The organism is Brevibacillus sp. HB1.3, from assembly GCF_013186635.1.
Taxonomy (GTDB): domain Bacteria; phylum Bacillota; class Bacilli; order Brevibacillales; family Brevibacillaceae; genus Brevibacillus; species Brevibacillus brevis_D.
This window is the reverse complement of the sequence record NZ_JABMIT010000002.1, coordinates 273,522-297,358: the sequence shown is the minus strand read 5'-3', so window position 1 is coordinate 297,358 and position 23,837 is coordinate 273,522. Positions and strand designations below refer to the sequence as shown.

21 protein-coding genes are annotated in these 23,837 nt (G+C 45.7%); 10 read left to right on the top strand and 11 right to left on the bottom strand.

Going from position 1 to position 23,837, the window contains the following annotated elements; translation table 11 throughout:
* The first annotated feature begins 272 nt into the window (after positions 1–272).
* A complete protein-coding gene (locus HPY31_RS06045) occupies positions 273–824 on the top strand; it encodes a YjgB family protein (protein ID WP_216675494.1) in 552 nt (183 codons plus the stop codon).
* 113 nt (positions 825–937) lie between these two features.
* Here the strand turns inward: HPY31_RS06045 and HPY31_RS06040 are convergent, their stop codons facing one another.
* Positions 938–1,900, bottom strand: coding sequence for a hypothetical protein (locus HPY31_RS06040; protein WP_172139343.1), 963 nt, complete (start codon positions 1,898–1,900; stop codon positions 938–940).
* A 284-nt stretch (positions 1,901–2,184) separates the two neighbouring features.
* Here HPY31_RS06040 and HPY31_RS06035 point away from each other — a divergent pair, with 284 nt between their 5' ends.
* The 4 genes from HPY31_RS06035 to HPY31_RS06020 all read left to right on the top strand — a co-directional run bounded on the left by HPY31_RS06035 (position 2,185) and on the right by HPY31_RS06020 (position 5,974).
* Entirely contained in the window at positions 2,185–2,589 is a 405-nt protein-coding gene (locus HPY31_RS06035) for an Rv0361 family membrane protein (protein WP_172139341.1), read from the top strand.
* Between the two features lie 288 nt (positions 2,590–2,877).
* Positions 2,878–3,696: a hypothetical protein gene (locus tag HPY31_RS06030; protein WP_172139339.1), complete on the top strand. Its 819-nt coding sequence runs from the start codon at positions 2,878–2,880 to the stop codon at positions 3,694–3,696.
* A 246-nt stretch (positions 3,697–3,942) separates the two neighbouring features.
* Positions 3,943–4,515 carry an RNA polymerase sigma factor gene (locus HPY31_RS06025; protein ID WP_172139337.1) on the top strand — a complete coding sequence of 191 codons (573 nt, stop codon included), beginning with the start codon at positions 3,943–3,945 and terminating at the stop codon, positions 4,513–4,515.
* Positions 4,508–5,974, top strand: a complete 1,467-nt coding sequence (locus HPY31_RS06020; RefSeq protein ID WP_172139335.1) for a DUF4179 domain-containing protein — start codon at positions 4,508–4,510, stop codon at positions 5,972–5,974. Before HPY31_RS06025 ends, HPY31_RS06020 begins: the two co-directional genes overlap by 8 nt.
* Positions 5,975–6,012: 38 nt before the next feature.
* Here the strand turns inward: HPY31_RS06020 and HPY31_RS06015 are convergent, their stop codons facing one another.
* Positions 6,013–7,296: a haloacid dehalogenase-like hydrolase gene (locus tag HPY31_RS06015; RefSeq protein WP_172139334.1), complete on the bottom strand. Its 1,284-nt coding sequence runs from the start codon at positions 7,294–7,296 to the stop codon at positions 6,013–6,015.
* A 292-nt stretch (positions 7,297–7,588) separates the two neighbouring features.
* Here HPY31_RS06015 and HPY31_RS06010 point away from each other — a divergent pair, with 292 nt between their 5' ends.
* The gene (locus HPY31_RS06010) at positions 7,589–8,533 is read left to right on the top strand and encodes an aminopeptidase (RefSeq protein WP_172139333.1); all 945 of its coding nucleotides are present in this window, start codon (positions 7,589–7,591) and stop codon (positions 8,531–8,533) included.
* A gap of 82 nt (positions 8,534–8,615) precedes the next feature.
* Complete coding sequence (gene cls / locus HPY31_RS06005; RefSeq protein WP_172139332.1) at positions 8,616–10,064, top strand: cardiolipin synthase; 1,449 nt, start codon at positions 8,616–8,618, stop codon at positions 10,062–10,064.
* Positions 10,065–10,440: 376 nt separating this feature from the next.
* Here the strand turns inward: cls and HPY31_RS06000 are convergent, their stop codons facing one another.
* The 5 genes from HPY31_RS06000 to HPY31_RS05980 all read right to left on the bottom strand — a co-directional run bounded on the left by HPY31_RS06000 (position 10,441) and on the right by HPY31_RS05980 (position 16,040).
* Positions 10,441–11,415, bottom strand: coding sequence for an ABC transporter substrate-binding protein (locus HPY31_RS06000; protein ID WP_172139331.1), 975 nt, complete (start codon positions 11,413–11,415; stop codon positions 10,441–10,443).
* A 67-nt stretch (positions 11,416–11,482) separates the two neighbouring features.
* The gene (locus HPY31_RS05995) at positions 11,483–13,129 is read right to left on the bottom strand and encodes an AraC family transcriptional regulator (RefSeq protein ID WP_172139330.1); all 1,647 of its coding nucleotides are present in this window, start codon (positions 13,127–13,129) and stop codon (positions 11,483–11,485) included.
* Complete coding sequence (locus HPY31_RS05990; RefSeq protein ID WP_016741956.1) at positions 13,126–13,509, bottom strand: OsmC family protein; 384 nt, start codon at positions 13,507–13,509, stop codon at positions 13,126–13,128. Before HPY31_RS05990 ends, HPY31_RS05995 begins: the two co-directional genes overlap by 4 nt.
* Before the next feature lie 94 nt (positions 13,510–13,603).
* Positions 13,604–15,241 carry a M20/M25/M40 family metallo-hydrolase gene (locus HPY31_RS05985; RefSeq protein ID WP_172139329.1) on the bottom strand — a complete coding sequence of 546 codons (1,638 nt, stop codon included), beginning with the start codon at positions 15,239–15,241 and terminating at the stop codon, positions 13,604–13,606.
* A 58-nt stretch (positions 15,242–15,299) separates the two neighbouring features.
* Positions 15,300–16,040 (bottom strand): IclR family transcriptional regulator, encoded by a 741-nt coding sequence (locus HPY31_RS05980; RefSeq protein ID WP_172139328.1) that lies wholly within the window; start codon positions 16,038–16,040, stop codon positions 15,300–15,302.
* A gap of 280 nt (positions 16,041–16,320) precedes the next feature.
* Between HPY31_RS05980 and HPY31_RS05975 the strand changes: the two genes are divergently transcribed.
* Together HPY31_RS05975 and HPY31_RS05970 are read left to right on the top strand one after the other, a co-directional pair.
* The gene (locus HPY31_RS05975; RefSeq protein WP_172139327.1) at positions 16,321–17,085 is read left to right on the top strand and encodes a dimethylarginine dimethylaminohydrolase family protein; all 765 of its coding nucleotides are present in this window, start codon (positions 16,321–16,323) and stop codon (positions 17,083–17,085) included.
* A gap of 72 nt (positions 17,086–17,157) precedes the next feature.
* Positions 17,158–18,567 carry an amino acid permease gene (locus HPY31_RS05970; RefSeq protein WP_172139326.1) on the top strand — a complete coding sequence of 470 codons (1,410 nt, stop codon included), beginning with the start codon at positions 17,158–17,160 and terminating at the stop codon, positions 18,565–18,567.
* Between the two features lie 777 nt (positions 18,568–19,344).
* On the opposite strand, the gene HPY31_RS05965 is transcribed toward HPY31_RS05970, so the two are convergent.
* On the bottom strand, positions 19,345–19,812 hold the full coding sequence (locus HPY31_RS05965) for a DUF5301 domain-containing protein (RefSeq protein WP_172139325.1): 468 nt from the start codon (positions 19,810–19,812) through the stop codon (positions 19,345–19,347).
* Positions 19,813–20,236: 424 nt separating this feature from the next.
* On the opposite strand from HPY31_RS05965, the gene HPY31_RS28600 reads away from it, so the two are divergent.
* Positions 20,237–20,389 carry a hypothetical protein gene (locus HPY31_RS28600; protein WP_216675493.1) on the top strand — a complete coding sequence of 51 codons (153 nt, stop codon included), beginning with the start codon at positions 20,237–20,239 and terminating at the stop codon, positions 20,387–20,389.
* Positions 20,390–20,449: 60 nt separating this feature from the next.
* On the opposite strand, the gene HPY31_RS05960 is transcribed toward HPY31_RS28600, so the two are convergent.
* The 3 genes from HPY31_RS05960 to HPY31_RS05950 form a co-directional block, all read right to left on the bottom strand.
* Entirely contained in the window at positions 20,450–20,914 is a 465-nt protein-coding gene (locus tag HPY31_RS05960) for a hypothetical protein (protein WP_172139324.1), read from the bottom strand.
* 424 nt (positions 20,915–21,338) lie between these two features.
* Positions 21,339–22,655 (bottom strand): D-arabinono-1,4-lactone oxidase, encoded by a 1,317-nt coding sequence (locus tag HPY31_RS05955; protein ID WP_172139323.1) that lies wholly within the window; start codon positions 22,653–22,655, stop codon positions 21,339–21,341.
* Positions 22,643–23,830 (bottom strand): amino acid deaminase/aldolase, encoded by a 1,188-nt coding sequence (locus HPY31_RS05950; RefSeq protein WP_172139322.1) that lies wholly within the window; start codon positions 23,828–23,830, stop codon positions 22,643–22,645. Before HPY31_RS05950 ends, HPY31_RS05955 begins: the two co-directional genes overlap by 13 nt.
* Positions 23,831–23,837 lie beyond the last annotated feature (7 nt).

Here is a 23,837-nt window from a genome sequence, read left to right as displayed (position 1 = left end):
TATAAATACGTAGCTCTTTTCACTGGTATTCTAGTTTCAGTAGTTTTAATAATGACTGTACATACGAATTTCGCTATTTTACTTGGCATTTCTCCAGCGTTGTTTTATGGAGTGAAAACGTATGAAAGTGCTAAACAGAAAAAGCCAATAAAAAATGATTTAATTTCGACCATCTTAATCTTACTAGTAGTTCCTATTGCATTTCTAATCGTAATCAATCGTTGATCCTGCCACTGACAAATTTATTTAGTATGTAAATTGAAGTAAGTTTTATGAGGAGCGTGGTTGATCTGCCTAAAATATGTCGTAATGCTTTGCTTGTTGTAGTTCTTAGCTCAATGACTTTACTTGGCTGCTCCAATATATCTGAAAAAACTGAAGATATTCCTGTTAATTCTGCTCAATCGGATACTTTGGAGAAAGTAAAAAATGGGCAATTAGAAGGTGTCTTAATTGGCATCGGAGCAACAAAGAAAGAGGTTTTGGATAAAATCGGGACTCCCGTCAAAAGCGGAAATTCTGAGTATGGATTCACAATATACTATGAGGGTTTTAATTTACAATTCGAAGACTATGCTAATTCAATTGATGAAGTAAAGGATACGAGTAAAGTCGTCCTAATGAATGCCGAACCAAAGACTGTTGGAATGACTGGAAAACTTGAGGAAATCAAAAAAAACTTAGGAGAACCCTCTAGAGAGTTTATGGATGACTCAGGTGATCATACGTTTATATTGGAATATGAAAACAATGGAAACCTACTAAGATTTACGTTTGATTCAAAGGAAAGTCCAGTAAAGTATGTTACCCTTCGAGTCCAATAAGGTAGACTACCTGGCTTATTGTGGCCTGAATTCTGAAAAATTACTGCATAAAAAAAGAGGCGGTTCTCCCGCCTCTTCTCTTTTACTTGTGTGCCCCAGTTAACTCGGTTTTTCTACCATTCCGTTTCTGTTCTGTGTTCAATCATTTGCAATACTTTTGGTTCAGCTGCTTTCATCATTTCTTTCAGTGCTTTCTCGGTGATCGGTACTCCATCACCTTGAAGTTGTCCTCTAGCCTGTGTTTCTGCAATCACATCAAGCACTTGTTGTTTCGAGACATTTTTAGATGCTGCAATCTCCACAACAGTTTTACCTTTTGCTAATTCTTGTTTTAATTCTGTTGGGCTGATTTTTAGTAAAGCAAACAGTTTTTCATCGTTTAAAAAGTTATCAGCAAAATAATCAGGTTTACCATTTCTAGAGAATAGGCCTTCTACTTTCATGTTTGAAGGTGTATCAGAAGGTGTATCAGCTGTAGGAATACCTACAATCTTAGTAAGACTAATGGTATTGTCCTGAACAAAAACCTGGAAGACCGGTTCTTCGAACATCTCATTGGTGTAATTCAACATCCATGTTTTTTGGTTTGGATTCTCCATTTGCTCGATAGCAACCTTGTATTGTTCGACGTTGCCATACATTTTATTAATAAGATCAGATACCTTCGCCTTGATTTCCTGATCGCTTAAAGTAATGAGTGACTTCTCCTTAGGCTCCCAATTCTCTTGAATCACGTGTTCAATCTCACCTGTACTACCGTTTGTATGGAGGGTAATCTTTTTGCCGGTTCCTCCTTTTTCCTGTAGTACGATGCTTGTTTGCTTCACGTTGATTACATGTTTCCCTTTGGATACATCACCTTGAACGTTGCTTGCATTGATAATCTCAAACGATTTTGTTTCAGGATATGCGAGATACAGCTTCTCAAGCGTTGATTTGCCAACCTCATCCACCTTGACTTGTTCAGCAGTCATCGGTGTTCTTGGGGGCATGTCAGTCACGCCAGAAGCCGCAAATGCTGCAACTGGAATCAAAATCGCAGTAGCAACCACTCCACCAATTAAACGTTTTTTCATAATTAATTCGCTCCTTTTTTGTTGTAAATAATGTGAATCGGATTGTTCTATTTGTTTTCTGAATAAGCAGCTTACACACTATATTGCCTCTTTAGCGGAAAAAGGTTCGGTTCATATCTTATTTTTTATATCGTGAGCAGGGCCCATCCAGCCAAACGCGGATTTACAATGATAAGCGGTGTAAACGGCTTTCGGTGTCAGTGGTTCTTTAGTATCATTTATTACACTGGTAAAATATGTAATCATATACAGATAAACAGTTTAATTGATTGGGAGGTAAGAGCATGAAAAAGTCTGCTAAAGTTGCTGCAATTCTACTACTTGGAGCTGTTGTGGTTATTGGCGGTATTTGGACTTCCAACACTTACGCTTCGGTTAATGAGGAAAAGGAAGTAAAAGAAATGGTTCAAATCTATTTGAAAGCTCTTGAGAACGGTGACACTCCAACTATGGTTGAATACACAATTGATGAGCGTTTTGATAATGATAAAGACAAACAGAAAGTGTACGAAAGTTTTGGTACTCAAAAGATGGATATAGATATGGATTCCGTTTCGGTAGAAAAGATTGAAGATGAAAAAATGAGTGTTACGTTTCATTATTCGAACGAACATGTTTCGGAAGATATAACGCTTCCAGTTGTTAAAGAAAATGATCAATGGAAAGTAGTAATTGAAAATACAAGATAGTAGAACAGCAATCTCTGAACGAGTTTCTGAAGCCGATTGGCCTGAATAAAAACACGTCAATGAATTTGCAAAAAGTACGAAACTCATAGAAACATTGAGAGAAAATATGAAGAGGATGTAGCCAGGTCCGTTTATTAGCGTTCAGGACGAAATTATGCAAGAGTACGCTAAGACTGGCGATTCCATTCCGACTATTCTGTTGGATGAGACATTAAAAGAAGGTTATTTCGCGTTCATTAGAGAAGATGGGGAAGCCTTATCTTTCAAAATCAAGTTTGACAATGGGTCATGGGAATACAAGTTGGAAAAATAATATCGAAATTGCTTCTAGTTAGCCATGTAGCTCTACTACTGATTTATTATTTGGTTGAAAGGGGAGCACTACCAATTAGCATTAAAAATTTTAAATCTACGAAAAAAATAGCACTGGCTACTATTGGTTTTATAACAATTGCAGGACTGGCTGTTTACTATATAGGTGACTTCAAAAAACAGCGTTTTCTTTATTCCAGTGATACAGATTATAAAATTGTTTCGGGTGAAGTATCGTTTAGGGAGACCTTTCATAGCGTGAAGGGTCTGGCTGAAAATGCAGATATCATTGCCGAAGCTGAAGTTATTTCTCAAAAAAATAACTCTAATTATGAAAGACTAGATGTGTATACAGTCTCTGAATTAAGATTAACGAAAGTCTATAAAGGTGATGTAGAGATAGATGATACAGTATCTGTACTGGAAACTGGAGGGGAATTCGATGAAAGAGAGGTGGCCAAATATTTCTCAGGAAAGTCAAGAAAGTCAGGATCTGAATCAAGGAATGATGATCTTGGAGTAATCATGCAAGGGATTGCAGGAAGTATTCCTATGAAACAAGGAAATACATATTTTGTTTTCTTAACAGAAGATGGCGATGACGTCTATAACATAGTAGGGTCCGTTCAAGGAAAGATAAAAGTTAATAGCGAGAACACTCTGGTTTCACAAGTTTCTCCAGAGACAATAGATCAGCATGGTAATCTTTATTTCCTCCAGGAAAGTTATTCAGGGCAGAATATTTCTGAACTTAGAAACGAAGTTGAACAACTCATTGCATCCTCTCCCAATTAGCTCCCCAAAGGTTCTCTCAACCGCAAGATCATTACGAAGTAGCTAGAAAAAGGAGATCACGGATAATTACAAAGGAAACCGGGAGCCTAGGTGCTCCCTATTTTCGTTGTAATGGCATAGCGGAGCATACTTTCTGTTCAGGGGACGGGTTTTTCCATGTTTCATATTTTTTCGCCTAAGTAACGTGAACCAAACTCCGCGTTCTCGTGAATATACAGTAGAGAAAAAACGAGGGGAGGGAACGCTGTGGATGAGTGGGAGTTGATTGTCAAATGCCAAGAGAACGAGCCAGAAGCTTTCGAACAATTGGTCAAGCCCTATCTGGCGATGGCATACCGGACAGCGTATCTGATCATTCATGACAAGCATCTGGCGCAGGACGCCGTTCAGGAAGGGCTCATCGAAGCGTATCAGCACATAGACCGACTCGATAAAAAACGGGGAATGGTCTTTCGCAATTGGCTGTACCGGATCATTACGTTTCGGGCTCTGAATCTGGTACGCAAGCAGAAGCCTGTGGTGGAATACGAAGAGATGATCCCGGAAGAAGCGATGACGCCGTTGGACAACGTGATCCAGCGAGAGGAGCAGTGGCAAATATGGCAGGCGATTCGCAGCATGAAGGCGGAGCATCGCGCGGTTATTATTCTTTACTATTACGAGGGTTTCAGCGTGTCGGAGATCGCCAAAATTACGGGTTCCTTTGAGGGGACGGTCAAATCACGGATGCACAAGGCCAGGAAGCTGATCGCACAACAATTGGACAAGGATTGCAAACGATCTGATTTTTTGCGGGAAGGGGCAATGACTCATGACTAACGAGGAGAGGCAAATCCAAGAGACGCTTAGGAAAGTAGCGGGAGCTGTTGATACGCCGAGTTTTCAAATGCCAAGCCAGAATAACGCGTTGCAGGTGAGAAGGCATCCGTTTTACCGAAGCAAAAAATGGGCTTCCATCGGCATCGCTTCCGCTGTCGTACTCGGGCTGCTCGGAACCATGCAAGTGTCCCCAACGTTTGCGGCCTATGTCAAATCGATCTTTGCTCAAGGTGTGTTCAATAACGAAGGACTGCAACAGGCGGCGAGACAAGGCTTCTCTGAAACATCGAATCTTTCTGTTACGGATCAGGGGATTACCTTGGAGGTAAAGGAAATCATTGCTGATCCGGTGCAGGTAATAGTAGCTTTAATGATTAAACAGTCGGATGGCAAGCAGCTCGGGCCTGAATGGAAGACAGCAAGTAACTCTCAATTCAATGGAGTTGAATTGTTGGATGCCAAAGGGACGGTCATTTCTGACAAGTGGGGAACAGCCTTTGAAGAAAATGTCGGATTCATCCGGTTTATCCTTGGGGAAAAAGGACAAGAGCCCCTTCCGAAAACGTTGTCGATGCATTTTGATGAAATAGGCGACATAAAAGGAAACTGGAAGCTGCAAGTTCCGATCACGATGGCAAAAACAACGGCCGCAACGACTGTGCTGCCTGTCAATCAAACGCAAGTGACGAAGCATGGATTGAAGATGACCCTGCACCAGATCGTCAACACGCCAACGACCACCCGAATTGAGTTGGAAACACAATGGACAGAGGCGTCCAAAAAACAATTGGAACAAGAAGCAAAAAAGCTAACCGGAAAGACGACGAACCCCGATTATGCTCCATTTCTTCCGTATCAGCAATATATGCTGGGATATTACTACGAGGGGGCAGATGGCAGCAAGGGGAAGGAAAGGCGCAAAGAAAGATCTCATTCCATTGATCGCTATGGGCATTTCCGCTGGATCATGGACGACGATCCGTTGCCAAAAGGCAAAGCAAAGACGCTTGTCATAAACAGCTTCCACAAGGCAATACCGTATGATATGAGTGTCACCTTCAAGCCAAATGAGTTGAACAAGAAGCCCGTAAGCAAACAAGTGGGAGAAGATATCTTCACGGTGAAAGGCGTCCAGCTGGCAAAAGATAAATATTCGGAAAAACAGCAAATAGAAATGGAAGTCGAGGTACTATCCAAAGATATTTCCGATATTTATTTGCCTTGGTGGGTAGCGCAAGACGGGGAGGGGACCACCTACGAAGCTAGAAGGAGTTCTCAATCCACGGGACCCGTTGACCAGTCAGGACGCGAGCGAGTCACGTACAAATTTCTGCTGGAGGACAGCAGAAACTCGGAAGGATACGAAATAACCAAGCTCCCGGAGAAGCTTACACTACGACTAGATGCCGTACAGAAAAAATATCCACTCGAGTGGCGAATTCCGGTTACCCATCCATAAAGATAAAACCGCCCCGTACAAAGGGCGGTTTTTCCTGTTTATTTCGCGACCAACTGCGGCTCTTTCTGCCCAAGTCGGATCGTGGCTTCGCCGGGAATCCACATGCCTGTGTTCTCGTCACGTCCTTGCAGGACTACCGTTGGGTTGGCCTTACCCATCTGTTCGGCACCTTTGGTAATTTGCTGACCAATTTTGCCGCCCTTGACGCGGTTTACGACTAGCGCGAGCTGCACGCTGTCCAGCTCTGTCATCATCTCGAAATCACCGTTGCTATCGCCTGCGATGAAGATAGGGCCATGACCATACTTTTTCACCAATACATCCTGGATCACTTCCGTCTTGCCGTGGCCTACCGTGATCGGGTAGTTAGGCTGGTACACATTCGTGATCCGTCCGTTTTCTGTTTTCAGACGCATTCCGATGATGTTCTCCGCTGGGAGATTGTAGCCATATTTCGGGAGAGTAGCGAAAACACGAACAACATCCTCCAAGGAGGCACTCACGACATATACGTCGATGCCATTGGCACGCAGTGTGTTCATCAGGTTTGCTACTTCGGAAGTGAGGCGCAGTCCTGTTGTATGGGAGGCTTTCACCACGCCTGCTTTGCCTGCCAACGATTTCGGGCTCGTCCAGGTTACTTTTTCAATCGCCATGCCTAGGGCCAGATCATTGGATGCTTCCGCCAACTGTTGTACTTCTTCCACTGTCATGTTCGTGAAGAGGTAGAGGATCCACGGATAGCCAATCGAGGTGCTGTGCGTATCGTTGATCGCTTCATACAAGAAAAACAGCTTGGCTTTGAAATCTGCGAATTGCTCTGTTGCTGTCACTTCCTCCAGCGACTTCGTTCCTTTAAGACCTTGATAATTTTGATATAAGTACTTGTAGTCTGCTACGAGATCAGTCGCGATGGCATCGAGTGTGACAGGTTTGCCATCGACATTTTTATACGAATCGGAAAACGGTCCTTCTGGTACATTCGTGCGGATAACCTTCCCGAATTCTTCTGGTGTGAGCTTGTAAGCCAAATGGTTGATCTGGTAAACAAGTAAAGCTTCCTCTGTGTCATGCATAATGCTCGTATTGTCCCAGTCAAAAACGGCATACGGTTTCTTTTTGGCATTGTAGGAGGCACTCTTGATGCCGTTTTTCTCAATCATTTCGTGGACGGCTTGATAAGTCGCAGGTGCCCATTTCCCCTTGTCGAGCATCTGCACGTTGGTGTCCTTGGCCAATGCTGGCATCTGCATCGCGAGTAGAGCGACGATCATCAGCATGGTCAGCCACCACGTTTTGGGTTGTGTTTTTCTGTGTGACATGTTGTCATCCCCTTCTTCTTTTTCTCGATCCCTCAAATGAAAACGTTATCATTTTTTCAAAAGAAAAAGGTCTTCCCCACGCCTATTGATAAAGCGCGGGTAGAAGACCTCATTGTCTTAAGCGTTTTCATTTGTATTCTAATCATACTAAATTTAACAGCAAAAGCAAGAAGATTCCGATAAACATAATAAGGGCAGGACTAACGATCCAATCTAGCGAAGACAGAAGAGTTTGCAAGAAAAAAGTGGATATAATCTAACCATAAGATAGATGAAAAGGAATGATTCTGACATGACGTTGATAGAATCCAGCAAAGCTATTTTGATGAATTGCTTGGCATTACAAGCGAATGAGACCTTTTTAGTGGTGGCCGACGAGCGGAAGCGAGACATCGGTGAGGCGATCTGGGAAGCCGGTAAACAGCTCGGGGCAGAAGCGATGCTGATGGTCATGAAGGAGCGAGAAAAGTCCGGTCAAGAGCCACCTGCGGCTGTTGCAGCTGCGATGAAGAGTGCAGATGTGGTAGTATGTGTGACCCAGCACTCTTTGACGCATACCAAAGCACGCAAAGAAGCAGCAGCAAATGGTACGAGACTGGCTACCATGCCAGCTATTACGGAAGACATGTTCCTTGCGGGAGCGATTTCCGCTGACTATACACAAGTAAAGGCACTCACCGAGCGCGTGACCGAGATGCTGACGCGGGCAAGTACCGTGCGAATCGAAAAAGCGGGCAAGTCACTGACGTTTTCCATCGCAGATCGCAATGGGGTGCCGAGTACAGGCATGTACGTCAATCCTGGAGAATCGGGCAACCTGCCTTCTGGGGAAGCGTATATCGCCCCACTGGAAGGGACAGCAGAGGGACAAATCCTCGTCGATGGCTCCATCGCGGGTATCGGAAAAATCGATTCGCCCCTGCTGCTGACGGTTCAAAATGGTCGGATCACAGAGGCAGAAGGAACATCGGCTGAACGCCTCCTGCAAATGCTTGGAGACCAAGACGGGCGGATGCTGGGTGAATTCGGAATCGGAACGAATGATAAGGCACGTATTACGGGAGTTGTGCTGGAGGACGAGAAGGTGTACGGAACGATTCACGTAGCCTTTGGTAGCAACAATACGTTTGGTGGGACGATTATCGCGGGGGTACATATCGATCTGGTTGTCAAAGAGCCGGATGTGTATTTGGACGACAAATGTATCATGAAGAACGGAAAACTATTGGCAACATAGGATAAACTAGATGGATAGGAAGGATGAATCCCGATAGCAAATGTTGTAATATGGGAGGAATCCTAGAGCTGGATGTGGTGTAATGGCGTTGTCCGAAAAGATAATTGCGATAGTAACAATAGGTAACCTGATTTTGGGTGCCGTTCTTATTTTCATGGAGAGGCGAAACATTGCGGCAACCTGGGCCTGGTTGATGGTTTTGCTGTTTTTGCCGGGCGTCGGGTTTATCATTTACCTGATTTTTGGACATAAGCTAAGCAAGAAAAAGCTGTATCGGCTCAAGGAAGGGGAGTTTTCCCATTTTCGAGCTGCGGTTGATAGACAAAAGCAGTTGCTTGCCCAGGGTGATCTACAAGTGAACGACCCGGAAATGGAGAAACACCGCGACATGATTTTCATGAACGTGGTAAGTGATGGAGCTTATTATACGCAGGATAATACCATTCAGGTTTTTAAGGAAGGCCATAGTCTGTTCGAGCTCATGTTCAAACAGATGGAGGAAGCACGGGAGCATATACATTTGCTCTACTACATTTTGAATGACGATGATTTAGGGAAACAGCTCATTCAATTGTTGACGAAGAAGGCACAGGAGGGTGTCGAGGTTCGATTGCTCTACGATGCGGTAGGTTCCTCTGGTGTCTCATCCCGATTTTTGCGCCCATTGGTAGAAGCAGGGGGAGAAGTCGCCTCCTTTTTCCCGGCGAAGATTCCATTCCTGAACTTTCGGGTCAACTTCAGGAATCATCGCAAGCTGACGATTATTGATGGCAAGATCGGCTACATTGGAGGCTTCAACATCGGGGATGAATACTTGGGCAAGGATAAGAAGCTGGGGTATTGGCGTGACACCCATTTGTTGATTGAGGGAAGAGCGGTGTACATGCTGCAAGCACGCTTTTTCCTGGACTGGAATTTGTCTGCACCGAAAAGAATGCATGAGTCACTCGCGTATTTTCCAGAGCTTCATGAAGCCGAGGGCACGATTGGCGTTCAGATCGTATCGAGCGGGCCAAACTCGGAAAAAGAGCAAATCAAGCATGCCTTTTTGAAGATGATTTACAAGGCACGGAAGAAGATTTACTTGCAGACTCCTTATTTCGTTCCCGATGAAAGTATGCTGACCGCACTGAAAATGGCGGCAATGTCCGGGGTGGATGTGCGGGTGATGGTCCCGGGAAGGCCAGATCATTTGTTGGTATTCTGGGCGACTCACTCTTATCTCGGCGATTTGTTAAAGAGCGGTGTGCGCTGCTTCCTCTACGAAAAAGGCTTCATGCACGCCAAAGCCATCGTGGTCGATACCCAGTTGTCGTCTGTGGGAACGGCCAATGTCGATATTCGCAGCTTCAAGCTGAATTTCGAGACGAATGCGTTTATGTACGATTCGCAGATGGCAAAGGAGCTGGAGGAACTGTTCGTCTCCGATCTGGCTGATTGCCGGGAAATGACATTGGGAGAGTATGTGAACCGACCACTGCGTTTGCGCTTGCTGGAATCGTTGGCGAGGCTGTTGTCTCCGCTCTTATAATAGCTGGACTGGAAAGCAAAAGAGGACCTGTCAGCCTATGTGAACAAACACGGGCTGGCAGGTCCTTTTCTATTCACGCTATGATCATCCTAAGCTTTAAAAGGTATCGATGAACCAAAAAAGCTGGTGAGAAGAAAAAGCACAGAGCTCGTAGACCTTGACAACGCCTACCCAGTCGGAACTTCAAAAAGGGGACCCGCTTGTCGAACACTTCTTCCATGAGAAACTTCCGCCCGTAGGGTGGCTTTGACTCGACGGTCCCCTTTTTGAAGTGGAGACGGACAGTCAATCCCCCTTGCGGGCGTGTCAGAGTCGAAGAGAACTGTGCTTTTTCTTCTCCACCCCGATGTTGACTCAAACCAAATGACCTATCGTATTATTTCTTGGCTCCAGTCAAATCCTGCACAGCCTCATCCAACTGCTTTTCAATCAGAATGGGGTCGTAGCCAAGCCATCTGTCCACATTGACTACATAAACCTGATTCTTTTTGACAGCAGGAAGGTTCTTCCACAGACTGCTTTGCTCGATTTCTTTCAGATACTGAGCGGCATCTTCTCCTGGGAACAGCATCAGGAAAATATGGTCGGCTGCATATTCCGGTAGAAGCTCCATGGACACGTCTTTTGACCAGAACAGTGGGTCTTTATCGATCTCGCTCTTAATGAGTGGCGGTGGAGTTAACTGAAGATCGTTGTACAAAACATGGCCCATGTTGCGAGCACCGTACATTTTGATCGTTTTCGCACGGACGTTTAATGCTGCAACGGTCTCGTCCTTCCCGACCTTAGCATGGACCAGCTTACGCGCTTCTTCCACCTTTGCTTTGTACTTCTGCTCCCAAGCCTTTCCTTCTTCCTCGCGACCTAACGCTTCCGCTACCTTTTGTACATGCCCGTAGACATCATATTGATCGAAGGCGATCGCTACGACAGGCGCAATTTTTGTCAGGTTTTCATATACCTGTTGCTCGACTTCGGTTCCGGTGAGGATCAAGTCAGGCTGCAACTCGAGGATTTTCTCCAGATTATAGGCATCATAATCTCCCACGACTTCGATTCCACTGACCAGTGGCTCCATGTCTGGACCTTCCATATGTCCCTTCACTGCACCGATTGGCTTCACCCCAAGGGCAAGCATGGGGCCCAAATATTGCAAGGCTACGACGCGCTGAGCTTTCACAGGAATGGTGGCTTCGCCCTTTGCGTGCTTCAGGACACGAGTCTCGCTGCTTTTATTTTCTTGTGCAGGTGCCGATGAATTGGGGCTGGCTGTCTGGCCGCATGCCGTGAGCAAGAACAAGGAAAGAATCATCAATCCGGGCAACCAAGCTCGTATGTGTAATCGTCTCATCGTATATCCTCCATGAATGAAAATGATTCTCATTGACAAGGTTCATCTTACCTTGAACGCACTCTTTTCATCCATGGAGAATGTTCCGTTTTTCTTTGGACAATGTGGCGGTGTTTGCATGGGTCAAAATTTGGACGGCCTCTTCCAGCTGGATGTCGAGCGAGAGGGGATCATACGAGAACCAAATCGGGCTGAGCATGACCACTTGCCCTTTTTGTACAGCAGGAATTCGTTTCCAGACATCCTGTTTCATCAACTCCAGGAAGTGTGCCCGTGAGCGGTCATCATCAAAAATATGAACGAACAGCCAATCTGCTGCGTACTGGCTTAATTGATCCTCGTTGATGGGGGTCGCCCAGAAATTGGGGTTGCGTGTTAACTCTTCTTGAATCATTTTGGGTGGCGTCAGCTTCAAGGATTTGTACAGTACATGTCCGATATTTCTGGCACCGTATGCCAATAGGCTCTGTGGACGCACATTGAGGATCAAGAATGTTTCTTTCTTCTGAATATGAGCATCGATGGATCGCTTCGCCTTCAAAACCTTCTGCTCATGCTGCTTGAGCCACATGTGTGCCTGGTCTTTCAAGCCAAGTACGTCGGCTAGTATGTTCAAATGACCAAATACATCATGATCCAGCCAGGGAAGGGCAAGAGTAGGTGCAACCTTGGAGAAGGCAGCGCTATCTCCCGTCGATTCGGTCAAAATAAAAGTCGGTTGCAATGATTTGATTAAGTCTGGTGTGTTTTCGGGCAGGCTGACAATCTCATCTGCCTCTTTCATCCGTAATTGCTCGCGTAAATAAGTGACCTGCTCTTCCGGAGCGCCAATCGGTCTGATTCCGAGTGCCAATAAATACTCGGCATAGTGGAAGGTGACGGGTGCCATTTGCTTCTGATTCATGCGGACAAAGACAGTAGGGGACACGCCGACCTGCTGCTTAAAGCGTCTGCTAAAGTAAAACTCATCGGCATACCCAACCAAACGTGCTACCTCGCGCAATCGCTTATTCGATTCTCGCAGAAGTGTCTTTGCATGCTCCATCCGACAGCTCGTCAAATATTCGATCGGGCTTTTTCCAACCTTTTTCTTGAAGACCTCGGTGTAATACCGCGGGGTAAGGCCAGCTCGATTTGCCAAATCATCTAAGGTGATTGGCTCCGCATAATTCGTATGCATGTAAGAAATCGTCTGATCGACAACGCTTGCCGTTTCTACGGTAGCCTGCCGTTCTGCATGGCTCCAAATCAGGTGCAGCAATTGTTGAAAGCGAATTTGATTTTGAAAAGCTTCCAACGGATCACTGGCTTGTCGATGGGCATACAGCGTGAGGGCAAGCTCCGTACCGTGATCGACCTGGTGAAATGCACACGAGCTGCGGTCAAAATGCCAGGAAAGACTCGGGCTGAAGGCGTTGGTGACCTGATCTTGCTGTTGCAGAGCATCAAAATAAAATACGAGGAAACGGAGAGGGTCATCCGTAACAGCGCTTATTTGTCTCACAGATTCTCGCGAAAGAACCAGCGCGCTTCCATCAAGTAAAGAGGTTTGATCCGACTCGTGTAGCATCTGACCCGATCCTTTTGTCACGATGAGCACAGCATGGGTTGATTCGCCGGAAAACGTCCATGCTTCTGTCGATGACAAGGTGACCTGCTGTATGTCTTGAAGTAGAAACAAAGGAGTAGGTGGTAGCACGTTTTTTTCTATCATGATACCAATTCGAAGGACTCGGTTACGACGATGCTTCCCTTGACAGATTGGACCATCGGGCAGTTTTTGCTCGCGGCTTCAATGGCTTTTTGCACTTTTTCTTCTTTCATATTTTCACCCGAGATGATGAAGTGGAGGTGAATTTTTTCAACCCGATTTGCCTCTGCCTCATTCCGCTGAACATCTGCTGTTACTTTCATATCCGTGCACGGCATTCTCATCTTGTCCAACACTTTTCGCAGAACACCGCCACTGCAAACAGCGATGGAAGAGACCAAGAGCTGGTAGGGGCGAAATCCATACTGTTCATCGCCCGATACGTGCAGCTCACCGTAGGACAGTTGAGTGACAAAGCCATTTTCTTTCGCTTGAAATTCCATGGGTAACCCTCCCTTGAAATAGTTTTTCTTCATTATAAGGAAAAAGGCACCCGTACGACAGCATTCTATCGGTACGGGAACCTTTTCTCTTTTGCTAGCCCTTTACTGCTTTCCCATTTTGCAAGAGAGACTGGATGCAACGAGGAAGCATGTCTTTTAACGTATCGAATGCATAGTCGATGTCCAGACGCTCTGTCCATTGATGGGCGTCACGTCCGACTGGACCGAGGTTCATGACAGGTACATCAAAAGCTTCGAGCTCCTGAAGCGGAATGGAGTAGCCGTTGTCCCACAAAGGCATGTTCGCTACCAATGGCTTCATGGATGCTGCCGGATATTGGAGTCCGACGTAGCTTAAGTCAGAGATACCGCCAAAGTAGTTTTGTTTCACCAAATTGACCTGGTGCTGATCTCTCGCGTATGCTTTCATCTCTTCCATCGTTTGTTGGATCAGAGGATGGTTGCGCGAGCTGACTGCCGGGTAAAACGGTGGAGCGAAGAACAAAATCATCATCGGCGACAGTTCTTTGCACAGAATCGCTAATTGATCCACCAGCTCAATCGTGGTGTCGCGGTCGTCCTTGTCGCCGCGGTTGGCGATCACATCTACTTCCAACTGGCGTAGCTTTTCTTCCCCGTACGTTTTCTTCGCGTAGGCATACAGTTCTTCGTAAGTCATGACGGAAATGGACAGATCACGCGGGCTAAACGGCGCAAAGTTGGCAAACTGGCTCGCGTGCACAAGGTAGTTTTGCTTCATGCGCTCTGCGACATTTCTTGCCGCTTCCAGCAGCGGCTCTACGACATCCTCCATCTGCTTTTCCAGCAGGAACAGGTTGAACAGCGTCACAGCACGGTGCGGAATTTGCACGGAGTACTCTTTTTTCAGATCCTTTTGAATCAGGTTCGTAGGCGGAGGAGATGCTTCCCCTTCAACAACCTCGCAAAAGGATGTGTTTAGCTCGAGCTCACATGTCAGTTGAGAGGCCATGTAATTGCCGTTTAACCCAGCAAAAGGCTCGCCAACATGTGTTTCTTTGCCGTAGCAGAGGAAGCCTGGCAGCACTTTTCCGATGGAGCCTGTGTACAAGTACGTATTCGTATCCCCTGGATAGCGGGTAAACATCGGCTCGGAGTTGAGCACGGTGGTGTAGCTCAGGTCGAACTCTTCGGCGATTTTCAAAAGCGCTGGGACTGCTGCCCGCATCCCGACAGAATTCACCTCTTCGTCAGGAACTGTCAGAAGCAAAATGTTGCCGTCGAACTCCCCAGCAATCGCTTGCTCAATCATCGACATGTGTAGTGTCAGTCCGCACTTCATATCCATGGTGCCACGGCCAAACAGCCAGTTTCCGGTGCGAATATCCTGTTGAACGTCTGCTGGCATATCCGCTTGGTTTTGCTGGAACAGAGGAGTGAGGGTCTTCGGATCAAAAGCATGCTTCATCCAGGCACCGTAATCCTCGACGTCGACGACATCAAAATGGCTGACGAGAATGACGGTGTCCTGTACGCCTTCTTTTTTGACCAAAGCAGTGACAAAATGGCGCCCATCTTCAGTCGGATTCGCACGTACATGATCGGGATTGGCTTGATAATAAGGCAGGGTACGCAGCTGATCGACGACATAGCCAGGCAAGTCCTTCTCGGCAGCTGAGCCTGTAATGCTTGGGATGCTTACCAAATTGCACAAGAGATCAACGAGCTGCTCTTTTGTTTGCCATTTTTGCATAAAAAACGCCTCCGTTTTCCGTATAGTGAAAACTGTTTCCGGTTAGTGGGCAAAAAAATTAAGGTAAGGCACCGATTTTGTGGGAAATTTCTTTGGCGCTTTGTTGGGCTTGTTCAATGAGTGAGGACAAGAGCTGCTCGTTGATCCGGTAGCTCGGCACGCCAATACTCAAAGCGCCCATGACCTTTTGGTTGACACCGAAGATAGGAGCGGCAATGGATGCGGTGCCCTCGGTTTTCTCACCGTAGCTGACTGCATAGCCGTTTTGTCTGATTTCAGGCAGTCGTTCTAACAGCTCGCGACGTTTTTGTGCATCCGGGATTAAACCGGTTACGATTTGCTCTGCTTCGTTCGGATTCATACTGGCGAGAATCGTTTTGTTTGCCGCACCGATGTGTAGCGGAATACGCTCGCCCAGATTATCCATGCTTCTGACAGACATAGGACCTTCCACTCGTTCGAGTACGATGGCATGAGAGCCCTGTGGAATGTTCAGATAGACTGTTTCTCGTACATCTGCTGCCAATCGCTCCATGACAGTTCGGGCGACAGCGCGCATATCCATCTTGTCCAAGATGCGCAGCCCGATTTCCATCCACGTATAGCCGACCTTGTACTGCTTACTCTCAGGAAGCTGGAGAACGAGTCCATGCTTGATGAGGCTGCTGATTAAGCGGTGTACCGTACTCAGCGGCAGGTCCGTTTGTTCAGCAATTTCCGAGATGGTCCAATGCTGCTTGTTTGGATCTGATACTAGGACGGAGATGATGCTCATCGCCCGGTCTATCGATTGTACCAACGTGGGTTACCTCCTGGCTTTGTTGCATAGTGACCAATCATTGAAAGTCACGCCAGCTTAATATGACCTCAATCTATCAGAATTTTTCAACCGAATCAATATGATTTAAACTAGATAAAAATCCGTTGACAAAAAATTTGAAACTATTTTACATTAAGAGTGTAATTTTGTATTGCAGAAGTGATTCCACAATGCGGAATATTTCTGGGTGATTGCTCAGAGGAGAATGAATACGGTTAGACAAAAGCAAGATTCAAAAACAGAAGGGAGATCTATCATCATGAAATTTTCACGTGCGATTGTAAGAAAACCGGGAAAGAGTTATGTAAATGGTTTGACGACTTCTGATTTGGGTACACCTGATTTTGAACTTGCTCTTAAACAGCATGCGGCTTATGTAGAAGCGCTGAAACAGACAGGTCTGGATGTAACCGTTCTGGAAGCGGACGAGCGTTTCCCAGATTCTACGTTTGTGGAAGATACAGCTGTTCTCACGGAAAAGTGCGCCGTCATCACCAATCCCGGTGCAGAAAGCCGCAATGGTGAAATTGAGGATATGAAATTGGTGCTTCCTCGTTTTTATGACACGATTGAGTATATTCAAGCCCCAGGCTTCCTCGATGGTGGAGACGTCATGCAGGTAGACAACCATTTCTATGTCGGTCTGTCTACACGCACCAATGAAGAAGGAGCCATCCAGTTCCGCGAGATTCTCTCCAAATACGGATATGAAGTCACCATTGTACCGTTGAAAGAGTTTTTCCACCTGAAAACAGGAATCGCTTACCTTGGCAATGACTTGCTGGTTCTGGCTGGGGAGTTCATTGATTCTGAAGTATTTAGCCAATACAAGCATCTGATTGTGGAAAAAGAAGTCGAGTACTCGGCGAACTGCATCCATATCAACGACTACGTGATTATTCCAAAAGGCTTTGAGAGCACGAAAAAGCAAATCACTGACGCTGGCTACCATGTGATTGAGCTGGATATGTCTGAATTCCAGAAACAAGACGGAGGATTGAGCTGCCTGTCCCTGCGTTTCTAGCGCAGGCAGTTCTCTCTTCGTTTATAGACTCCTGATAGACCTCTTAAAAAGCAGGTGAAAGAGAGGAATCATATGAACACTGGGAATGAAAGAGACACACAGCTACAACGCTCGATGAAAAGTCGCCACTTGTTTATGCTGTCGCTAGGTGGTGTCATCGGGACAGGGCTCTTCCTCAACGCTGGCTTCACGATTAATCAGGCTGGACCTGGCGGAGCGCTTGTCGCCTATATCGTCGGCGGGATTTTGCTGTATCTGGTCATGACGTGCCTGGGTGAGCTTTCTGTAAAAATGCCAGTAACAGGCTCTTTCCAAGCCTACGCCAGCCAGTATATTGGTCCGGCGAGCGGGTTTACACTGGGATGGATGTATTGGCTAGGGTCAGCTACAACGGCCGGGGTAGAGTTTACTGCCGCGGGCATGGTCATGCAACGGTGGTTCCCGGATACACCGATCTGGATTTGGTGCGCGCTCTTTATCGTTTTGCTCTTTGCCTTCAATGCGCTGACGACAAAGGGGTTTGCGGAAACGGAGTACTGGTTTGCCGGAATTAAAGTATTGGCTGTACTTATGTTTATCATTGTCGGACTAGGTGCTATATTCGGTATTATCAGTATGGAAGGAAGACCCGCTCCGTTTCTCTCCAACTTCTCGGCAGATGGGGGACTATTTCCGTTTGGCATTGCAATCGTCTTTGTGACGATGATGAACGTCGTATTCTCTTATCAAGGCTCTGAATTGATCGGAATTGCAGCCGGGGAAGCAGAAGACCCGCAAAAGACTATTCCGAGGGCGATCCGCAACGTTGTGTTTCGCATTCTCGTGTTCTATGTGGCGTCAGTCACGATCTTGTCCGCCCTCTTTCCCTCAAGCGAGCTGGGGCTCTTGGAAAGTCCGTTTGTGACGGTATTTGATGCAGTGGGGATTCCTTTTGCAGCGGATATCATGAACTTCGTCATCTTGACGGCTCTGCTGTCTGTCGGCAACTCATGCTTGTACGCAGCCACTCGTTTGTTGTGGTCCCTTTCCCATAGCAATATGGCTCATCCTGCTTTTGGAAAGCTGACCAAGCGTAAAGTGCCTTTGAACGCACTCTTGGCGACGCTGGCGTTTTCACTTCTGTCCCTATTAACCAGCGTGGTTGCAGCGGATACGGTATACGTGCTGCTCATGTCTGTATCCGGTATTGCGGTCACCTTCACGTGGATGGGGATTGCTCTCTCTCAATTCAATTTCCGCCGTCAATACCTGCGTGAGGGTGGAAAAATAGAAGATTTGCAGTTCGTAGCACCGTTTTACCCGGTGATGCCGCTCCTGTGTCTGGCTCTTTGTACATTCATTCTTATCTTCCCGGCGTTTGACCCGACACAGCGAATTGGACTCTTCTACGGAATTGGTGCGTTGGTGCTGTTCTATACCTTCTATTATGTGCGCTATGGACGCAAAAAGGCGCATAAACCGAATTTCCCAACGCAAGGCTAAGTGGTTCTGCTTGATAGAAAAATGCCCCTGCCATGGTAATGTGGCTGTAGACAAAATGGGTTAGGGATTTTTGTCTCTAACCCATTTTGTATTCTTAGCGTATGTGAACTCGCTGGTATCTTATGCTGGCAGGACTTTCATCATTCGTTTTATATTTTGGACCAACGCTGAAAGAGGCAGTATTCGAGTATATTTCGAATCCCCTCTTGTTTGTACGATCTGAGGCAAATGGTCTTTCGGTACATAATCTTCTAAATGGAAAAAGTGAAGTTAGGGTTTCTTGTCTCCATCTACTCCCATCATGTTATATCTCTCCAAAAAGAAAACCGCATAGAACTTAATTCTACACGGTACCTTTGATACTCTATGAGTTAAGGCTTTGTCAACAGCCCCAATTGGGTGAGGGGATTTTTGATTTTTGAGATGATTTTTTCGATTGTAAAGCATGAGTATCCAAAATTACATATACTTATAAAGGTTTACACTACAGGAATATTAAGTTGGAAAGATGGGCTGTTTGGATGACTTCACTTACGGCGACTGTAACTGAACCGAAATGGATACAAAAAGGTTAAGATTGGATTCCCATTCATGGATTATGATGACATTCGACTGATCACAGGTAAGGGAGAAGCTCTTCGCGTACTTGGTAAAAACGGTTGGGAAACCCTGTAATTAATGAGGAAGGAGATATTCGGCTAGTTAGTCGAATATCTCCTTTTGTTCTTTGTGCGTGATTTAAATATTGCAGGGAGTAATAAGTTGTATGGTGACAAGCTATTTGTTTTTTGCTGAATTGAACACTTCGTGGATTTCTAAGTCTGGATTATTTTTGATTTTATAAATAGGGATTTCATCTGAAAATTTACTATAAAACACCATGTAACTAGTACCAGAGAGATAAATTGTCCCTACATCCTGGGTGTTTTCATAAACATAGATGTTATAAGTATAATTATTTTCTTTTGCAGCTTTCGTATCAGAGTCATTTGCATCAGACTCTCTTTTTATTTTGCGAAGTTCCATTTTGGAAAAATCGTTGAGGACCTTTTGAATTTCTTTTTTATCAGTTATTTTTACCTCTACTTTTTCTTCTCTTCTATTAATCGTAAGTGAAGTTACTTTCTCGCTATCAATCAGCTTAAGCTCACTAAATGCCCAAACTTTAAAACCAGGAAAATAAATAAGGTTACTGAGTGCAAAAATTCCGATGAGGGAGAAAATAAGGATTCTAACTATTTTCACCTTTCACATCTCCTTTATAAGCACATTCCCGAACAAGAAGGAAATGCATAGCTTCAATGGGAAATTAATGCATTAATTGAAACAACACTTAATGGTATCATTTTACAGTAATTTTGCAAATACCACTTTCTTCCTAAAAACAATAAAAGTACAAGTCCTGCTTTAAGGAGATAGGTTTTCGGTTAATTAAATAGAAAAGCTCTTTTAAAATTGAGAAAAGGGCCCTCCTAATTGCTTTGTACATTTTTTTTTAGTGTACCCATGAAACCAACGCGCCTTTTTAATATGTTTCCCAAAAGTCGACCCAGGTAAATTCTCAAAGCTACCTAAATAAGCAACTAACACATCTAATACATCTTGATGATCTGGCTGAAACCATGGACGGTGAGATCTTGAAAATAATATCGAGATCGCTGTTAAAGACTTGCATAAAACGCGTCGTATCATGAGAGATAATCCGCAATACAAAAAGATTGAGATCGAATTTCTGTTTATGGACTATGACGACATTGGCCTCATTACTGGTAAGGGATTAGTTACTCGCGTGTATGGTAAGGACGGCTGGGTAGAGATGTAATTTAAAAAGGGGTTGTTCGGAAGATAAACCGAACAACCCCTTTTGTAGGTGGGAGACAGGTCATTTATTTTTTGCAGATGCGAAAACAGAATGAATTTCTAGGTCAGGGTTATTTACAATTTTGTATATGTCGACTTCTTCCTTAGAATTCTGATAGAACTTTATATAATTGGTGTCATTAAGATAAATTGTACCAATGTCCTGATTATTTTCTTTCAGATCAATAACGTATTTAGGAGATTCTTCATTTGTTTTTTTTGAATCAGAATCAAAAGCATCAGATTCTCTTGCTATTTTTTGAAGTTCCATTTTAGAGAAATCATTTAGTACCTTTTGGATATCTCCGGCAGTTAGTTCTACGTATTCATTATCATTATTTTTATTAATACTCAGATAAGTGATTTTCTCTTTATTGAACCAACCAAGCTCGTCAAATGACTTTACCTTTAATCCGGGAAAGTAAATAAGGCTACTCAGCGCGAAAATTCCTATGAGAGAGAAAATAAGGATATAAACTTTTTTCACGGCTTACATCTCCTTTATAAGAGCATCTCCTTACTAAGACAGTAAATGCAGACTTCTGTGGGAAAATTAAACGAGATTAATAGTAGTGTTACTTAATGGTATCATTTTACAGTTATATTATAAATACCACTTTTTCCCTAAAGGCAGTTTGTCCTCCTTAAAGGAGATCGGTCTTCGGTTAATTAAATGAAAAAAGCCCTTTTAAAATGAGAAAAGGGCCGAGTACGCTCACTTATTTCTAAAAGCGCAGTAAATAATACGTTCCCCTAAAGTGGATTCCGGTAGTTTCTCAAAACAACCGAGAAAAGCAACGCTCTCCGGGTAGAACTTAAGTTCTACATGGTTCCTTGGAAAACCTATGAGTAAAGATTTTGTAAACAGCCCGGTAATGTGATCGGGGCATTTTTTATGTGTAGATAGTGTTTCAGGAGATCCCGAACAACTCGGCTAAATACGAATTCACAAACAAGCCGTCAGGGTCGAGCTCAGAGCGAATGGCGAGGAAATCGGGTAAGCGAGGATAGACCTGATGAAGCCTCTCGGTGGTCATACTGTGCATTTTCCCCCAGTGTGGACGTCCGCCATATCGGGCGAAAATCTCTTCCATCCGGGCAAAGTACGCTTCGTACGGCATTCCTTTGTACATGTGGACGGCAATGAAGGCACTATCCCGTTCATAGGCGGGACTGAGCCAGATGTCGTCCTTTTTGACGTACCGGCATTCGAGCGGAAAATGAACAGCAAAGCGTTCCTGCTCAATCGCCTTACGCAGCTCCCGTATGGCTTCGCCCATATGCTCGGCAGGAAAGCAGTATTCCATTTCATAAAAACGAACAAGCCGAGGGGTGGCGAAAAGCTGATGGCTGTAGCCGCTCTCATGGACAGAGGGAACGCTTTGAGCAGACAGCCTGCTGACGCTTTTGGTGAGAGAAGGGCGCAATCGGCAGCTCTCCGACAAGAGCCAAAACAGCCCGTTTTCCACCACCATTTTTTTAAAATAGCTCCACCGTTGATTGCCGCTGGGGGGATCACTGGTCTCGTTCATGAATTTCACCTGAACGGTGTCCGAATACGGGAAGATAAAAAATTCGAAATGTCGATGCTCGATTTTAAACGTTTCCAAAGAAGACAAGCACGCCTCCACCTGCATGCGACGGCTTTGGTAGAGCAGGCGATAGGCTGGGAGGACACGCAGCTTGACACGTACGATGATGCCCAAAAGACCAAGCGAGACTTGCATGGCTTTGAACAGCTCCGGCTGGACCTGTTCGGATACCTCCAAAACCTCCCCGGATGCAGTCACGACTGTCAGCCCGACGACTTGCGTGGAGATGCTGCCAAAATGAATGCCAGTGCCATGTGTTCCGGTGCTGACAGCCCCTGCAATGGACTGGGCGTTAATGTCTCCGAGGTTTTCTTGAGCGTAGCCCGCTTGATGCAGGAGTTGTCCGAGTGTCTTGAGCTTGGTGCCTGCCCAGACTTCAACGGTATCAGAGGCAGGGTCTACACTGACGATTCCTTGGAGATGATCCAAGGATAGCAAGCAGTCTTCTGTCTGGACGAGACGAGTGAAGGAATGACCGGAGCCGACGACTCGAATCCGTGTACCTGCCTTCTTGCAAGCAAGGACAAGCTGCACGACCTCATCTACGGACTTTGGCATCGCGATTTGCTTCGGCTGGCTTTGTACATTTCCTGTCCAATTGGTCCAGTGATTCGCGTGCTTCTTTACAGTGAGCATAATCCATCCCCCCGATAGGTGGTCACTTCCTCGATGATTTTCCCGCCAGAGATGCAATACAGCCGGGTAAAACGTTCGCAGAGCTCTCCTGCTTTGGCATGGCGAAAAAAGATCGGGTCTCCGAACTCCAACGTTTCCATGCCTTGATAGTGGATAGGTGTCTGTACTTCACCTGCTCCTTCGTTGGGGAACAGCTTTGCTCCCACTGGCAAGTAAGGCTTGGGGAGTCTGTCACGCCCAGCAGAACCAGATGCGATGTAGCCCCCGCCCGCACAAGTGTAGATGTGCGCTGTGGGCTTGCGGATAATTTCCAAAGCAAATCCTGCGGCAGGATGAAACCGAAAATCCTGAAAGTAGTCAAAAAGCCCAGGCGAAAAAAATCCGGAGCCTGCTGTAACCTCTGTAACGGCGTCTTCCTTCCCGGTCAAGTGCAAGCTGCCCGTTCCTCCACCGTTTACGAAGCGGAGAGAGAGGCCTAGCTCGCGAATGGCATGCACCAGTGTGGCACGTCGAGTAGCCACTTCTTTCACGGAATATTGCTTGAGGAGACGAATGATGCTGTTTTTCAGGAATTGACGAGGGTATCGATCACCTACGCCAGCAATTTGAGCTTCGTACCCCATGACACCATCTAGGTAGAGATGATCGGAGGAAGCAACGCGTTTGACTAGGGAGAGGGACGCCTCGAGAGAGCGGAGTGGCGAGCGCCAGACGCCGAAATTCAGCCCCAACACATCAGATGACATGTCGATATCGAGACAGACAGGCAGCCTGGTTCCGGTTTCCCGGGCGATTTGTTCGAGCTGTTCGACATGAGGGAGAGAGTCGATCATCAAAGTAATGGAGCGTCCGTTCTTAATCTCGGAGGCGATTGACAAAAGCCAGCTTTTTTCCCAGAGCGGATAGCCAAGTAGCAGGTCATCGAAGCCTGCCTCGCACAGGTGAAGCACCTCAGGAGCGGAATAGCACATGAGACCACGAAAGCAATCGTTCATCTGCAATACACGTTTGAGAATGGCAACGCTTCGGATCGACTTGCTCGCGATTCGTACGGGTTTTCCATTGCTTTGCAAACTGATTTGCTCCGCATTTTCCTCCAGCAGATCTAGGTCGACGAAAGCGAACGGCTTGGGAACACCAGCAAAGGCAGACTGATAATAGCGATAATCCCGCATGTACAGG

Bases quoted from the DNA above. Each gene is read 5' to 3' on its own strand.
- HPY31_RS06045 (WP_216675494.1), top strand. From the start codon at position 273: ATGAGGAGCGTGGTTGATCTGCCTAAAATATGTCGTAATGCTTTGCTT.
- HPY31_RS06040 (WP_172139343.1), bottom strand. From the start codon at position 1,900: ATGAAAAAACGTTTAATTGGTGGAGTGGTTGCTACTGCGATTTTGATT.
- HPY31_RS06035 (WP_172139341.1), top strand. From the start codon at position 2,185: ATGAAAAAGTCTGCTAAAGTTGCTGCAATTCTACTACTTGGAGCTGTT.
- HPY31_RS06030 (WP_172139339.1), top strand. From the start codon at position 2,878: ATGGGAATACAAGTTGGAAAAATAATATCGAAATTGCTTCTAGTTAGC.
- HPY31_RS06020 (WP_172139335.1), top strand. From the start codon at position 4,508: ATGACTAACGAGGAGAGGCAAATCCAAGAGACGCTTAGGAAAGTAGCG.
- HPY31_RS06015 (WP_172139334.1), bottom strand. From the start codon at position 7,296: ATGTCACACAGAAAAACACAACCCAAAACGTGGTGGCTGACCATGCTG.
- HPY31_RS06010 (WP_172139333.1), top strand. From the start codon at position 7,589: ATGACGTTGATAGAATCCAGCAAAGCTATTTTGATGAATTGCTTGGCA.
- cls (WP_172139332.1), top strand. From the start codon at position 8,616: ATGGCGTTGTCCGAAAAGATAATTGCGATAGTAACAATAGGTAACCTG.
- HPY31_RS06000 (WP_172139331.1), bottom strand. From the start codon at position 11,415: ATGAGACGATTACACATACGAGCTTGGTTGCCCGGATTGATGATTCTT.
- HPY31_RS05995 (WP_172139330.1), bottom strand. From the start codon at position 13,129: ATGATAGAAAAAAACGTGCTACCACCTACTCCTTTGTTTCTACTTCAA.
- HPY31_RS05990 (WP_016741956.1), bottom strand. From the start codon at position 13,509: ATGGAATTTCAAGCGAAAGAAAATGGCTTTGTCACTCAACTGTCCTAC.
- HPY31_RS05985 (WP_172139329.1), bottom strand. From the start codon at position 15,241: ATGCAAAAATGGCAAACAAAAGAGCAGCTCGTTGATCTCTTGTGCAAT.
- HPY31_RS05975 (WP_172139327.1), top strand. From the start codon at position 16,321: ATGAAATTTTCACGTGCGATTGTAAGAAAACCGGGAAAGAGTTATGTA.
- HPY31_RS05970 (WP_172139326.1), top strand. From the start codon at position 17,158: ATGAACACTGGGAATGAAAGAGACACACAGCTACAACGCTCGATGAAA.
- HPY31_RS05955 (WP_172139323.1), bottom strand. From the start codon at position 22,655: ATGCTCACTGTAAAGAAGCACGCGAATCACTGGACCAATTGGACAGGA.
- HPY31_RS05950 (WP_172139322.1), bottom strand. From the start codon at position 23,830: ATGCGGGATTATCGCTATTATCAGTCTGCCTTTGCTGGTGTTCCCAAG.